Annotated in this window: 1 protein-coding gene (cut by a window edge); it reads right to left on the reverse strand. The window is 53.5% G+C overall.

The window, feature by feature from the left end:
• A protein-coding gene (locus tag DXZ20_RS19565; RefSeq protein WP_163699978.1) for an SDR family NAD(P)-dependent oxidoreductase crosses the window boundary here: on the reverse strand, positions 1-17,219 show its 3' portion. Its footprint extends 1,837 nt past the window's final position; 17,219 of the gene's 19,056 nt are visible here — the last part of the coding sequence; its start codon lies beyond the right edge, outside the window; it ends in the stop codon at positions 1-3.

Consider the following 17,219-nt stretch of genomic DNA (forward strand, 5'->3'; position numbering starts at 1 on the left):
CTAAAGCTGTAGGTCTAATCTCTGTAGTAATTCGGGCGAGGGTTGGAAATCTAGAACCCGAAACTCCGGTTCGTTTATCATCTTCACCAGCAGGTTTTGCATGGCTTCACCAAACAATTCGATGGTGTGAGACGACAACAGGGTTTTGTCGTACAAAAGCTGCAGAGTTAGTTGTCCTGCCGTTTTCACTAGACATACGACCAAGGGGCCAACAGGGTCACGCTCCTCCAGCGGCATGTCAATCATTCGCTCGGCAAAGTCCGTTACCTGACAGAGGGCGTCTCGATCATTGCTGTCGATGGAGATACCACTCCACTTTCCTGAGCTACCCAACTGACCAATCACATCCATGAAATCAAACCGCTTGTGCATCTGGAGTTCCAAGGATGCCTGGCTATAGCATGCAAAGACATCACGGAGCGTCATGGTTGATTGGATATCCAGCGTTAAGGGTGCCGATGATGAAAAGTCTCCGAAAACATTCTCAAACTCGTAGCGATCGCGCAAATTGTAAACCATTTGCACTACCATATTTTGCCCCGTCAGGCGGTACATGAGCACGCCAACCGCACAGGCGACCATTTGTGTCAGGGTGACCCTGAATCGTCGGGCAACGTCCAAGAGGTCTATTGAAGTATCGATGGTTAAGACACCAGCTTTCGGGGATACGCTTTCTAAATACTCCGCCCGGTCCCGCAGCATTGGCCCATGGGCTTGTCTGTTCAGGTAGTCCTGCCAAAATTGCGTATTCTCGGCATTAGCCGACTCAAATAGAGAAAGCGAAAAGTGCGCATATTCAGCCCGCAGTGTGGGAGGTGTCCAATCTGCTCCTTCCACCAGAGCTCGATACCGCTGATACAGTTCCTGCTGAAGGAGGAATAACGTGAATCCATCGGCATGAAAATGATGCGTTTGGAAATAGATTGCCCCCAAATCCTTCCCGTTATGTACCACGAACAGGTCTAGCAAGGTTGTCTGAGCAGCATCAAACCCTGCACCAATCTGCTCTAGCTGAAATGTCTCTAGAGCGTCAAGGAAGGTTGTTTGATCTTCGACATCAGGCCAAAGCTCTTCCTGACAGTCGACTTCGTTTCTCTCGTACACAACTTGAACCCATTGCTCGCCTGCGCGTCGAATGCCAGTGCGTAAAATGGCATGATGTTGCGTCATCTCGTTGAAAGCCCGGCGGAGCAATTCCATATTGACAGGACTATCGATCCAAAATGCCTGGCCAATATTGAGAGCGGTCTTCCCGTGAACTTCAGAGGCATCCAGTGCAAATCGCTGCATTTGACTGGTCGGATAATAGCCAACACCTTCCGTGAGTAGCGACAGCAGTGAGCGAGGATGACTCAAGAGACTTTGAACCGACTCGCGCGTTTGCGTGCCCTTGAGGAACTCGAAGCATAGCCGTCCATTCACTGACCAGACACCGACCCCATGTTGTATTAAATGTTCTAACTGGGCCTCACCGTTGTCGGTGTTGATCACGTCCGTTCCAGGTGAAATCGCCAACTCTAACCGCTCAATAAATGCCGGGCAAGGTCGCTCAATGCCCGAAGTCCGCAAGGGTGATAGGCTTGAGGGTACTTCGTCACCATTCCATTGAGATCCTGTCTGAATTGTCGCCGCCATTTCATCTAGGCTGCCATTCTGCAAAAGTGATGCATCGAAGTCCTCGCTAGAGAAGGCATTAATTCGATTTAGTAAACGCATGCCCATCAATGAGTCCACACCGTAGGCACTAAGCGGTTTTCCACTCTCAATCTCATCCGGTGACAGGCCGGTCAACTCACCCACAAAAACTTTTAGATGCTCAACAATCTCAGCTGTAGGCTTGGATTTTGTAATCTTCTGTACACCCTGGGATGTTTCGCCTGAGCCGGTGCCGGATACCCAACATCGACGTTTTTCAAATGGATATCCAGGTAGTGACAAGACAGCCTGCTCTGCCGCTGTAAAACAAGCTGACATGTCCAGGTTAACGCCTTTCGTATAGAGATCCGCCAGGACTATTAGGTCTTCTTCCGTTGGTTGCAACGGTGCCTGGAGGCCTTTAATGGTGGCAGCCGCAAGTGTGGACAAGGCAGGACTCAAAGGACTGGAGGCGTCCACCCTGCCAAGAAAGCCCTTTTCGATCGGATGGCCATCGCCGATGCGAGATAACTGTGTTCGCAACGTGGCAACATCGCTGACCACAATGGCACAGCGTTCCTCAAAGTGCGACCGGTACATCAATAGGTTTGCGGAGAGACGTTGCAAATCACAGTTCAGACCCTCTGAGGATGAATCCAGCCAATGCTGAAGATCGCAACATCGCTGCCGCAGGCCAGAAGCAGTGCGAGCAGACAACGGAATCAGCACAGGCCCACTGCGAACTGAAATTGGCTCTGCCGCCGCTGTCGCCGCAGGAGATTCAGAAAGTACCAAATGCACGTTGGTTCCAGTGGCTCCAAACGAATTGATGGCTGCTCTACGTAACTGCCCAGGTTCAACCTCCCAAGGGAGGGTTTCTTGGATAATCGAGAAGGGGCTATTCTCCAGGTCTAATGAGTCTGATGGTCTTCGCACGTTTGGCGTGCCTGGAATTCGCTGATACCGCATCGCGAGTAACGTCTTCATAAGGTGGCTCATGCCCGAAGCATGAAACGCATGCCCGACATTATTTTCTACCGTCCCCAGAACACAAGGCTGCTGGCGTTTCGTAGTAGCGCCTCCAAAAATACGAGTCAGAGCGTGAGCCTCAACTGTGTCCGCCAACGGCATACCGGACGCATTAGCCTCCATGAGCGTAACGGTTTGAGGATCAATGCCGAAGCGAGTATAGACGTCTTCCAATAAAGCCACCTCAGCATCTGCGTTTGGGGTAACCATGCCATTTGTCTTACCATTATGGTTACTGCCCCAACCCTCAATTACACCGTGAATGCGGTCCCCATCAGCTAACGCGTCGGCCAACCGCTTCAAAACAACGACACTGACTGCTTCAGCGGGCATCATGCCGTTAGCCTGCGCGTCCAATGCGTGACCGGTCTCAGCCGCTGAAAGCAGCTCGATCTGACAAGCACTGATCAGAAGATTGGGGGTTGAGTGGAGCAATGCCCCGCCTGCGATCGCGGCTTCACATCGGTGCATCACCAGTTGATCGCAAGCTTGTGCAATCGCCAGGAGGGAAGAGGCGCAGCCAGCATCCACCGATTGGCAAGGTCCATTCAAGTCCAGACAGTGTGCAACTCGGGCTGGAACCTGGGAGAGGGTAACATGGGGCGAGAATCCCAAGACCTCTTTTAGCCGCAGCGAGTAATCACCGCCGTTGCCGCAAAACACACCCCATCGACACCCAGAAAGACTCTTGGGGTCAATACCGGCATCCTCAATCGCCCGCCATGATTCCTCCAGAAACAAACGTTCACATGGATCCATCGTCATCGCCTCTTTGGGCGAAATCTCAAAAAACAATGGATCGAAGCAGTCGATACCCTGCAGAAACCCTCCACGGCGCACGTAGGTTTTGTTGGGGTGCGGAGTCGAGTGATAAATCCCCTCCAAATCCCAATCTCGATCCCGTGGAAGGGGAGAGAATGCAGTTTCTCCCCTTTCAATCAGGTGCCAGAACGCATCCAGATCCGGTCCACCGGGAAACCGCCCTGACATGCCGACAATGGCAATATCGCTCGTCTGCTTATGGGAGGTTTCCAAACGATGATGCGCTGAGTTGATCGCCAAAGAATCTGGTGCCGCTGTCTCTGATTCATGGGACTGAACCACGCTGGGCTGCCCCAAAACAGCTGCATCGATAGGCTGTGTCTCGCGGCTGGTAACTGGCAATGGTTCGGCCAACGGTACGGGTGACGGGGACACCGAAGGGCTCAGGTCGCTTATTTCATTATCAAGGAATGCCGTAAACTTTCGAAGGGTTCCATGCTCATAGACGATTGCCGCCGCTATGTCCAAACCAAACTCTTGGTTGATATACCGAATCCATTCCGCCGCCACAATCGAATCAAGCCCCAAGTCCATGAATGGCTTGTCTAGCCCGATTTCATCCACTCCCATAAAGAGTGTTTCAGCCAGACTGGTCAGCAGCTTTTTCTGGAGGGATTCAAGCTCAGTCACTGAACGCTCCGATGGAGGTGCCACTGAACGTGGTGCCGCGACCGGCTCACTGATAGATTCAGCCGGTCTAATAGGTTCGGCATCATCGGTCGCCAACTGCTCGCTGGACACAACGTTCCTGGAGAATTGTGGATTAGTCGATAACGGCGTCAATTCGACGAGTTGATTAGGCTTGTTCGGCATCGCCGTCATGAAGCGGGACTCCATACCATCAAGGGTGGCCAATGGTTGGGAAAGTCCAGTCAACTCGGCCATTGGTGATGGTGCCGTCCGCGGTGGAATAGCGACTTGGGCGGCCATTGGCCATGGACCACCAGATGGAGTGCCGGGTCTTTCAACCCAATATCGACGGTGGGTAAAAGGGCTCGTCGGCAGGCTGATACGTCGGGGGCTTGGGCTGATGGCACGGTGGAGTCTAGTCCAGTCAAATTCATGTCCGCAAACCCAAAGTTGAAGGATTTCTTGCCCATCGCCCCCCCCAGCGAAGCGATCAACCATGGCGTTACTATCCGAATTTGATGACAAGGATTTGAAGCCATCCGACAATTGCTGATCGTCGCGGCCACGAAGCTGTCCCTCCACGGGCAAAGCACTATTGAGAAACATCTCAAGTTGGTCCCGTAACTCCCCCATGGAATCCACCACGAAACCTAAACGCTCCGTCATAGGTTCCCGTCCTACCTGTAGCGTGTAGGCGATGTCATGTAATTGAGTATCGGAGGCGCGTGATGGATCAGTCACAAAATCGCGTAGGTTGCGAGCCGCTTGGCGCAGTTGTTCCTCGCTTCTGGCCGAGAGCAAGATGAGGGCGCGTGGAGGCTGACCGGCCTTGAAATTCGCGTTCGGGGTATCCTCCAGCGGTTGCGAAATGGATACGTTGGGGGCTTCTTCGATTACCAGGTGGGCATTAGACCCGCCAGCACCAAAAGATGAGATGCCAGCAATGCGCTTCATCGGCCTGCCGTCAATATTGGCAGGCTGCCAATCGCGCAATTCCTGATTAACGACAAAGGGCGTGGATGCAAAATCGATATGGGGATTCAGGACACTGGAGTGAATCGACGGCACAATTTGTTGATGCTGCATTTGCAATAACACCTTGGTCAGGCCAGCAATACCCGCCGCCGCCTCGCAATGGCCAATGTTAGATTTTGCCGACCCGATCCAACATTGCCTATTGTTAGGCTCCAGACCAAATGCCTTGGTCAACCCTGCAATTTCAATTGGATCTCCAAGCTTAGTTCCGGTGCCATGGGCCTCAATGTAGCTAACGGCTCTGGGGTCAATGCCCGCTTCGTTTAGGGCTTGAACAATCACTCGCTTCTGCGCGTTAGGGTTCGGCACGCTATAGCCGTTGGTGCGACCACCGTGATTCAAAGCGCTGCCCTTGATCACGCCGTAAATGTGGTCTCCGTCGCGCTGGGCATCAGCCAAACGTTTCAACAATACGACGCCAACACCCTCACTGGGGATATAACCATCACCGCCCTCGCCAAAGCTTTCGCATCGACCCTGGGTGGAAATAAACTGACCGCCACTGAGCATCAGATACTTATTGGGATGGACGGTGAGATTGACCCCGCCAGCAATGCCCAGGTCAGTCCGACCTGACTTTAGATCCTGACAAGCCAGGTGCACACAAGTGAGTGAACTGGAACACATCGTGTCCACAATCATGCTGGGGCCGTTGAGATTAAGGACGTAGGAGACTCGATTGGCAATACTGGCCAAATTGCCCGCAAAAGCTGCGGGTTTACCGACCATCGTCGACTCTGCACCCAGCAACTGATATTCGCCATACATCGAACCGATATAGACACCGACCGGTGAAACCGTATCCTCACCAAGCTTTGCTTGAAGATCCTGGGGACGATATCCAGCATCCTCTAGTGCCTTCCAGGTCTCCTCTAGAATCAGCCGTTCCTGCGGATCGATGAATGGAGCAACCCTGGGCGAGATGTTGAAAAACTGGGGATCAAACTTGTCCACATCGTCGATGAACCCTCCCCACTTACTGCTGTGGCCAGCACCATTACCGGATTCGTCAGAGTAATAGTCCCTCCAGTTCCAACGGTCAGGCGGTACTTCTGTGATGCAATCGCGACCGTCCCGCAGATTGGCCCAGAACGCTTTCAAATCGGCTGCCATGGGATAACGCCCGGACAACCCAATAATAGCGATGTCAAGGGCACGGCTTGAAAGAGCTTCCTGAGGTTTAGTGTCCTGCACAGCGGAGCGATGCCGTCGAGTTCGCAACATACTGTTCGCTATGGGGACGGTTGTTGTCAGTGCTGTCAACGGCTCGGTAGTTGCCGCCTGTGTCCTGCCCTTTGCCATTCGGTCTCCGCGAATGACCGATGTCAGTTTTGCCCTATGGGTTTCAACAAAATATCGTGCCAGCGAACCAATGTTGTCATATTCGAAAAAGAGTGTCTTTGGTAATGATCCGAAGGTTTCCTCCAGTTGATTGGTCAGGTTCATCACCACAATCGAATCAATGCCAAATTGTGAAAATGACTCATCCGGACGTAAGCGATGGGGCGGTATATGGAGTGCGGAGGTAATCAATTGTCTTAAGTAATCGATGGCTACCGCTTCTGGCTCAGAATATTCATCGACCCTGGCTGTCGACCCATGGTCAACCTCAACCAAGGTCCTGTCGGGTTCAACAGAAACTTTAAGCAGCGATCGCAACCGTGACAGGTCGCCTGTTAATGGCATCATCTGGCCTTTGCCCGATGCCAATATGCATTCAAACGCCTCCAGTCCGACCACAGATGCCATGGAAGTTAATCCCAGCTTATCTGTCATCGTCGCTTGGGCGGCGGCGGCCATCTTCATGCCACCGTCCTGCCAAAGTGGCCAATCGATGCTGACGGTACGTCCACTCCGCTCACCGCGCTCAACACGCCCGTTGCGGAAATGGGCAAAGGCGTCTAAAAATGCGTTGGCCGTTGCATAATCACTTTGGCCCGGATTGCCGAGTAATCCCGCACCCGCTGCAAACAGAGCAAAGAAATCCAGATCCAGTTGCCTCGTTGCCCGATCCAGATTCCAGGCTCCGGCAACCTTAGGGGACAGGACTTCTTGAAACTCATCAACCGGTTTCTGAAGTATGAACGCGTCCTGTAAAACCCCTGCCGCGTGAAGAATACCGTCGATTTTTACATAATCCCTGACGATCTCCTGGGCCAGGCGTTCAACGTCTGCTTCCAGGCTGATGTCGGCCTGCCGATAGTCCACACGGGCACCATTGGCATTCAAGATTTCAAGCCATTCTCGTTGCTCGGCAGCCAAGGCTGATCGGCCTGTCAATATCAGCGTGACATCCTGCGTTTCGGTGGCAATATATTTGGCAAAGAGGCGTCCCAGACCGCCCATGCCCCCCGTGATCCAATAAACACCTCCAGATTTCCAGGGTACAGTCGATAGCTTTGTCGGCATCGGCGATGCAAATTCGCACCAATGTATCGTCTGCCGGACACCCCGCTCATATCGGATCCTGACATCCTCCAGACCAGTGGCATTCTCAGCCAAAATCTGCACCAACGTGTCTGCCGATGTTCGAACATCGACCTCAATCACTTGACCCGCAAACAGGGGATTCTCTAACCGAGCCGTGTGCAGCAAGCCCGCGAGTCCACTGAACAGATTGCCTGTCCCTTTGGACGGAATCAAGATTTGCACTAGCACCCTACGGGTGGGTTTCTTAGCCAACAACTCCTGCGTTAAACGAAAGACTTGCGTAGAGACCCCTGCAAAAGCAGCTGCGACATCGTCTTGGTCAAACGGCAACTGTTGCCATGTAACCCCTGGTAACTTAGCGTGAACAACGTCGTCGGATAGCCCATCAACGCCATAGACCAGGAGATGACGGTGCTCAAAATTAGGTGAGGGATCCGCAGCCATAACGGATTGCTCGCGCCATTCAGGATAGGCAAGCAGCAGGTTACTCGCTGCGTCTGGGTGAGAAGAACCGGATGGTAATGGGCGAAATGTGAATCCTTTCATGCGAATGCACACCTGCCCATGGGCATCGCACAGCTCGAAATCAAGTTTCTGCCCTCCTGCTGACGGGGATGTCGCTTCACTCACCTGAATCCAGACCCACATGTCGTTCACCCATGGGGCGAAGATCTGCAATTCATCCAGGGCAAACGGTACGGTTGCCACCAGGTTGTCAGCGACAACCGTCTGCCCCCCCTGTAGTGCCAAGCCAATCGCCGCCTGGAGCGCGCCGTCTAAGAGACTGGGATGCAGTAGATAGGCGTCGCTGGTTGCTAATGCCGCATCAGGCAGTTGCAGTCGTGCCAACACATGCTTGCTGTCAGCAAACAGTTCCACCAGGCTTTGATGGGATGGTCCGTAATTCACCCCCATGGATTGGAATGTGGCATAGCACTGGGCGGCATCGAATCGCGGCGCGTTAACAACTTCCGCCTTGAGCCTATCCAAGTCCAGCACAGGCGTCTCAGATTCCATCTTCACAGCCTGGAGCATTGCAACCCCCTGGCCATGCAGCACAGGAGAATCATCCGCCAATGACGAATAGATTTCGAACCGTACCTTGCCCTCCCCTTCGTCCAAAAGGCCGACATGAAAAGTTTGTGGACGCTCCGCCACAACAATTGGTCGAGCCCAAACAACATGGTTGATCGACCGAACTGACAAACCTTCACATGGGCCGCTGATCTGCTCCACCGCCGCCCGTGCCATTTCCAAACAGGCTACGCCCGGCAGGAGCTTTTGACCGCCCACAACATGGTCTGCGACATAGGGCGCGTCGGCTAAGAACACTGAACTGAAGCGTAATCCATCCAGGTCCGACGTATTCTGGTGAAGCAGGGGATGCAGGGGCTGCACACTCTGTCGTTCATTAGCTTTGGAGACACCCACGCGAATCCAATAGGGTTCCTGCTGAAATGGATAGGTGGGCAATACGACCCGGTTTGGACGGGGATGCCCATAGAGCTGCTCCCAGTCTATGGGCATCCCCTTGACCCACAAATCCAGAAGTTTAGACAGCTTTCGCTTGCTGTGCCAAGCTCGGATCATCGCCTGGGCGTCCTCGTCATGGGCCAGTCGTGTCAAACTATCGTGACCGCGAGCGACACAGTCACGCACGCAGTCCTTAACCTGATCTGGCCCGACGGCAAGAAAGCCCTGGAGCTTTTCGATCAGCTCGTGCCTGGTGCGGGCAATAAAACCAACCCGCTCCTCCATGGCATCACGTCCCGTTTGCAGAGTGAAGGCGATATCGCGTAACGCCGGAGACGCAGAAGCATCAGCCCGACTCAAAAAGTGCAACAACTTTTCGACATAGGCGGAGAGACTGTCCTCCGTTTTGGCAGAAAGGACGATGATCACAGGATCGTTGTTGTCGTCGTTAGCGATCGCAATTCTACTGGGAGGCTCAGCCAGGATCACGTGGGCGTTAGAACCACCCGCTCCAAACGACGAGATGCCAGCCACATAGGGATATTCTTTCAATGGACCATCGAGCCTTAACCGGGGCCGTTCCCATGGCTCCGGATGCACCTGCACCTTAAACGGGGTCTTTGGAAATGGGATCTTAGGATTCAAGGTTTCTGCATGCAAACTGGGCGTCAGTTCGCCGTGCCGCATCTGCAGAACCACCTTGGTTAACGCTGCAATCCCGGCAGCGGCCTCCAAGTGACCGATGTTTGACTTAACCGAACCCAAGGCACAGTAACCGGTGTCTGTAGTATCCGTTTGAAACGCCTGGGTCAGGCCGCTCACCTCAATGGGATCGCCCAACTCCGTACCCGTGCCATGGGCCTCCACATAACTGACGCTGCGAGCATCAATACCAGCATTGTCCAGCGCCTGTCTGATCAGCTCGCTTTGGGCTTTGGGGTTGGGGACGGTATAGCCATTGGTCTTACCGCCATGATTAACCTGGGTGGCCCGAATGACGGCATGAATAGGATCGCCGTCCGCTAGAGCATCAGACAAGGGTTTCAACAATACTACGCCGACGCCTTCGCCTGGAACAAAACCATTGCTGCCGTCTCCAAAACTTCGACATTGCCCAGTTTTAGACAGCATATATTGGGCACATAGACCCACGTAGGAGGACGGATGGAGATACAGATTAACGCCACCTGCCAGAGCCATGGCACAATCCCCCTGACGCAAGTGCTGACAGGCCTCATGGATGGCAGTCAGAGAGGAGGAACACATCGTGTCGATCGGCATACTGGGGCCGTGGAGATTCAGCAAATACGAGACGCGATTGGCAACTGAACCGAACGATGTATTGGGCACTGCGGTTTCCCCCTGGTTTGCCCAATCCCGTGCATATCGATCAAATCCTGTCTTGGTAATGCCAGCAAACACACCAACATTGCCATCCACGGTCTGGGCCAGTCTTGCTCGTGAGTACCCTGCCGATTCGACCGCCTCCCAGGCAGCCTGCAAAAATAGACGTTCCTGGGGATCTATGCCCATTGCTTCGAGGGGCGAGATGTTGAAGAACAGCGGATCGAAGTCGGCGAACCCGTTTAAAAATCCCCCCCATTTGCTGTAGCTCAGGCCCTGGGCCACCGCCTGCTGTGGATCCGGATGGTAAAACCCGTCCAGGGACCAGCGTTCCTCGGGAATTTCAGTGATACAGTCTTTGCCGGTTTTCAAGTTCTCCCAATAAGTGTCAAGGGAATCAGCTTGGGGATAACGACCGCTGATGCCAATGATGGCGATCGGCTCCTGAATCGACTGACGGGGGCCATTGCCTACAAGTGAGGAATCTGCGTTGTTGCCGACTCGGTTCACATCCTCAGCCGAAGGTCCGACGTCCTTGGCATTACGGGTTGTGGTTGGTCGAGTCACAGGTGCCATTACCGTGTCCAAACCTGTCCAGCGGATACAGTCCAGGCGAAACGTATCGACTAAATGATCGGTAAGATCCCGCAGATTACGGATCTCAAAGAGTAAGGTCTGGGAAACCTCTGGGAAAACACGCCCCAGTTTCAGGTTGAGTTGGGTCACCAGAATTGAATCGATGCCGTAACTTTCAAGCGGTTCATAGTCGTCAATCCGGTCTTTAGCAAGATTGATGGTTTCACCCAGCAGAGATTTCACCTGATCTAATGTGCGATCGCAAAGTTCCTGTTCGTCCACAGCCGCCGCTGATTCCAGGACATCATTGGCGGACTGTTTTGAATTCCCTGACAAGATGACCTGACGGAGACGTTTTGTTTCTCCGGACAGAATCATGACCTGGGTAAGTCCACTGGCAATTATTTGATAAAAGGCTTTCAGACCCGCGTCGCTCTCCAAAGGGATAGACCCCGTCCTTTCATGCATGGCTGCCAAAGTGGCATCATCCACCCTCATCCCCCCGGAATTCCAGAGGGGCCAATTGACAGAAACGATCCGGGTCGGGCGAGCATTCGCTCCATGCTGGAGCCCATGCCCATGGGCAAACGCATCCATAAAGGCATTAGCAGCAGCATAGTCTGCCTGACCCAGGTTACCGGTTATCCCAGAGCAAGACGAGAAAAGAACAATCAGCTTGGGAGCTAACTCTCGGGAAGCGCGCTCCAACAGCACGGTCCCCTTCACTTTGGCTGTCAAAACAGCTTTGAATTCGGCAGTTGTTTTTTTCGTTAAAAAGTTGTCACGAATCATGCCAGCGGCATGCAACACGCCATCCAACCGTCCAAAATCACGTCGAATGCTTGTCATTAAGTCTGTTACGGCAGTCTCGTCTGCCACATCAACCTGCCGATAGTCCACACGGGCACCTGCAGTTGCCAGCCGGTCCAACCGAGCTTGCATTGGATCATTGAGCACCGACCGACCGATCAGAATGATATTGGGAGTCGCAACCCTGGAAACAATTTCCTCAGCAAACAACGCGGCCAGTTCTCCAGCACCGCCAGTAATTAGGTAAACGCCCTCATCCTGCCAACATCGTGATGGCTCCTCAGACACATCAGTCAGCTCTTCGAAGGTGAGCACCATGCGGTTGCCATCGACATAGCGGATCCGTACATCCTCTGCTTGCGCATGATTTTCCAACAAGGTGGTCACCGGATCGCCATCTGGCTGTAATTCGATCACCTGACCAAACATGGCAGGATTTTCAAGGGTCGCCGTTTGCAGCAGTCCTGCAAGACCGGCCAAAATCTGCCCCTCACCCTGGCTGTCAATCAGCACCTGGACCAAGGTTTTACCCTCAGCTTTTTCAAGCAGTAGGGCCTTGATGGTTTCAAACACCTGGCAACTGACATCCCCAAAGCGGACCGCAATGTCAGTCGCATCACAGTGTAAAACAGTGCAACGCGCCCCCGGTAAACCAGACTCAATAGCCGCCGCCTGGGACTCAAAACTGCCACACAGCAGAATCACATGGCGGATAAAGGGTTCAGTAGTGTTTTCAGTAGTATGCTCATCGACAGAAACCGCCGCCGCTTTCCACACTGGCCGACACAACAACGTCGAAGAGGCCAGAGAAGGAGTCAGCCCTGAGCTTGCAAGTATAGGGAGCACCCTTGAGGTGCTAACGGTTTCATCCCCTGGCATGGCAACAGTAAGCTGCCGCCAATAATGCTCCCGTGCAAAGGGATAGGTCGGCAGGGAAACACGGCGTCGCTGTTTCCCTGTGTGTAGGCATTGCCAATCGATGTCAAGGCCATCGACCCAGAGTTCCATCAGTTTGGCATAATCCTCCTGTGCCATCCATTTTGCGACCAATTCTTGCATGGCACCGTCGGCAGCAAGCCGTGACAACGCATCCTGATCACGTTGCAGATGCCCTCGGAAAAGCCCAACCACATCGTCTCCGGCAAGGTAGCGTTGAAGCATTGTCTTCAGCGCCGCCTCTGATTTGGCAACGAAGGCTAAACGTTCAGTCATCGCAGCACGACCGATTTGGAGCGTATACGCCAGGTCGTGCAAACTGCACCCGGACGCCTTGAATTGGCTGTCCATGTAGTGAAGTAAATCCTCGCCGATTGCCCTGAGCCGATCGCGATTCTTGGCTGATAGCAGAATGACAGCTGGTGCCAGGGGTGCGTTGGTCGTGTCCTTTTGGAAAGACGGCACATACTCTTCGAACACCACATGAGCATTCGTGCCGCTGAATCCAAACCCGCTCACCGCAGCGCGACGCACTTCACCGTCCTTAATCTCCCAATTCCGACAGGAGGTATTCACGTAAAACGGAGAATTTTCCAGATCGATGTGCTCATTAAGTGCTTCGAAATGTATGGTCGGAGGGAGTTTTCGGTATTTCAAAGCCAGTATCGATTTGATCGCACCAGCAATACCCGCTGCTGCAAGTAGATGACCAACGTTGCTTTTAACCGAGCCGAGAGCACAATAACGCTTGCGACTCGTGTAGTCTTGGAAAGACTTTTTCAAACCCGCCACTTCAATCGGGTCGCCCAGTTTCGTCCCGGTACCATGGGCTTCGACCATTTGAATACTGTCGGGATTGAGTCCAAAGCGATCGTAAACGTACTTTTCCAACCTGGTTTGGGCATCGCCATTGGGCGCAGTGATTCCATTAGTTTTTCCGTCCTGGTTCACACCCCAACCCCGGATCACACCGTCGATGCGGTCCCCGTCCCTTTCGGCGTCCTCCAGACGTTTCAACAGAATAACGCCGACTCCTTCACCCGGCACAAAGCCGTTGGCCCGCTGATCAAAGGTGAAACAGCGTCCGTCCGGCGAGAGCATGCCAGCCTTGCTGGTCATAATGTGCATCATAGGTCCAGCCATGATGGAAACACCGCCCGCAAAGGCAAGATCGCTGTTTCCAAGGGTCAGACTATCGCAGGCTGATGCAATGGCAACCAGCGATGACGAACAGGCCGTATCCATGGCCACGCAAGGCCCCTGCAAATTCAACACATAGGAAATGCGGGCCGCCAGAATCGACATGGATCCACCCATCAGAGTAGACGCGTCCCTTTCTGCGCCCTCGAAACCCAGACCATAGTCGCCAGGTCCACACCCCGCAAAGACTCCACACTTGCTGCCCGCCAACTTTAACGGATCGTAACCGGCATCTTCGATGCAACTCCAACAGCTTTGCAGGAAGAGACGTTGCTGTGGATCCATTGCCTCCGCTTCCATGGGAGAAATGTTAAAGAAGAGTGGATCAAACTTGTCCACGTCTTCCAACATGCCCATCCATTTGGAATAGGTTTTTCCGGGTACCTCTGGGTTGAGGTCGTAATAAGACTCAAGCGGCCAACGAGTCGGCGGCACCTCCGAGATACAGTCTTTACCTTCGAGCAAGTTATTCCAAAATGTAGTGATGTCGCGGGCCATTGGAAACTGACCGGCCATGCCAATCACCGCGATGTCGTGACGCGTTAGCTCACGGTCTCGGGACACTGTTTGAGATCGCGTCGTTGTTTCGAACCCACCCATTTGTTCGGTATCCGCAGATACCCGAGGAGTTTCAACAGTGGCAGTGCTAACCGCAGAGGGCTGGGGATGGGGCAGATGCCTGTTATCCGGCAATCTGTTATCCGGCAATCTGTTATCCGGCAATCTGTTATCCGGCAAGAAGAGCCCGAGCTTGTTACCCTCATGCCGCACATATCTTGCCAGTTCATTGATTGTGGGGTGGTTGTAAATCTCCGTGGCGGGGATGGACAGTCCATAACGCTGATTGACTTCGCGCATCCAGGTCACACTGTTGATAGAGTCAAGCCCCATTTCAATGAACGCTACGTCATTTTTTATCTTGCCTAATGCCATGTGCAATTCGGCGGCCAGGGTTTCGCGTAGGGTATGAACAATGGTGCGTAAGATTTCGCTGCGTAAGACCTCGTCACCCATTGCAGAGGTTTCGGCAGCCTGGTAGTCAGACTGTGCCTCAGTCTGCTCCATTTGGGTTGCCATGGCGGTGGATGGACCACCATACAAGGTCTCAATTCTTGCGCGCACCTCCTGGCTCCCCACAAAGGTTTGCTCATGCATGGCAAGTTCTGCGGCGTAGATCGATTCCAGGCGTTGCCTCAATACACGAACGCGCGTCTGCTTCCAGTCCATCAATGTTTGGCGGGAAGCAGACGCTAGATGATGCGCCGCCGCCATAGCACCCGCCAACACGTCTGAACGTGGAAGCACAGGCATGGTAATACCGCGACGCTTCAACTCATGGCCTTTAAATTCCCTAGCACCAAACAGTATTTCCCCCCCGAGATCATGCCCGAACTGATGCGGGATAATCAGGGTTGAACCGGCACCGGGCGTAAATCCATATTGCATGTAGGGACTGTGATAAACACTTTCAGCGCTAAACACGGCCCCATCGCAGAACATCCCCAGCGCCCATCCAGCACCGATACCATGGCCTTGCATCGCGGCAATCACCGGAATGTTGCATTCCAGCGGTAGGCTGGTAACCCGTGAGTCAGTGAAACGCGCCCGTCCTGCCTGAATTGCCAGCAGCGCCTCACGCGTGCCACCACAAGCAAAGTAATGGCCATACCCGGTCAGCACAACCACCTTGATTGAGAAAGTCTTTTCAACCCATGCAAAGGCCTCAGTAAGACCTTGGGCAAGCGCTTCGGTAAATGTATTCTTGCTGTCTCTGTCATCCATCGTCAGGACAGCCACGCCATCGGAAAAAATCTCTAATTTGACAACCTTGGACTGAAGATTCACGATTTCAGGGGCTGCCATCTCGGTTGTTGCGGTTGCCTTGAATGCCGACTGCAACAGTGCTTCGGACGCTTCAGAGTCTAAGGGTAAATCAGCATCTTCTACCCTCGTTATGGCAGTGACCGTTCGATAAAATGTAGCTGCAATGGGGCGGGAGAGATGCCGCTTCAACAAGGTTAGAGATTGGCGCGGGGCACCTGCCATTCGATGGGCAAGATCCAATGCAAACTCATCAATGTCATGACGAGGCAATACCAGGCAGCCAATACCAAGGTCGTACAGTTCGCCACCTGTGGAACGATTGCTGGGTTGAATCAGGGCCTTAGCGATCGCAGCACCGAAGCGCTCTGTTAGAAAATCCATAGCTGCTTGGGAGACGGATGCTTCGGCACCGGACTCCAACAATCGCAATTCGCTCTCCTCACCGCAGATCATCAAGTCGCAAAGTGCTCCTACCATTAATCCTGCCCCAGAGGCTGAGCCCTTCATGACCGCGATGATCGGTACCTGCTGATCGAGCGTCAACCGACTAAGTTGTTGGTCAAAGGGCGAAACTGCCGCCGAGGGGGCACTGGTCAAGAAGCCATCGTCATTGCCCCGCAGCAATACTACATTTACATCTGCCCGGTCACATGCGATCGCTAATGCTTGTGCCAATTCATCGAGCAATGCCTGGGTCAATTGATTACAACCGTCGTGGCTATCGATTAGAACCGACACCACACCGTCTCCGTGCTCCTCTGTATTCACACTGAATAGCGACGGCTCCTTGAACGACTGCTGCTGCATCCACCAGTTCATGGGTGGATGCAACAGCCTTGGTACCTTGGCTACAGCCGGGGCAGGAAACGCACTAGGCATGATGGTTGGATCGCCCAAGGCCACCAGGCGAGGTGGCTTAGCCAAAATCGTTGCAGGCGGGGGTGTCCCATCACCTATCAATGGACGGCTCCCAGCATGAACGCTTGCAGTTGGCTCTGGAGATGCTGGCACCCAATACCTTTCCTTGGCAAATGGATAGGTCGGTAAACTGACATGTCGACACTGTTTGGGTTGCGGCCAAATGAGGTCCCAATCAAATACGAGCCCCGTCACCCAAAGTTCCAGCAACAACGAATAATCACCAACGTTTGATTGCGCCTCAATGCGCTGGAGCGTCTCCTGGTCAGGTTGAAACAATGCCAGTCGACCACGCTGGCGCTGAACTCGACCGCGAAATGTCCTCGACCCTGCAGCCTCATTTTCAAGAAACTGGGTCAGCTTCTCAATCAACTCGTCAAGGGATGACACCACCCATGCCAAACGCTCTTGCATGGCTTCACGCCCAACTTGCAGGGTATGGGCAAAATCTTTTAAAGAAGGTAGCGTTTGCGAGCCCGACGTCAAAAAAGCGCGGAGATTTTCCACCACATCACGCAGACGATCTTCATCCCTCGCCGACAGGACCACGGGAGTTG

The organism is Adonisia turfae CCMR0081 (genome assembly GCF_011009555.1).
In the GTDB taxonomy this organism is placed as follows: domain Bacteria; phylum Cyanobacteriota; class Cyanobacteriia; order Phormidesmidales; family Phormidesmidaceae; genus Leptothoe; species Leptothoe turfae.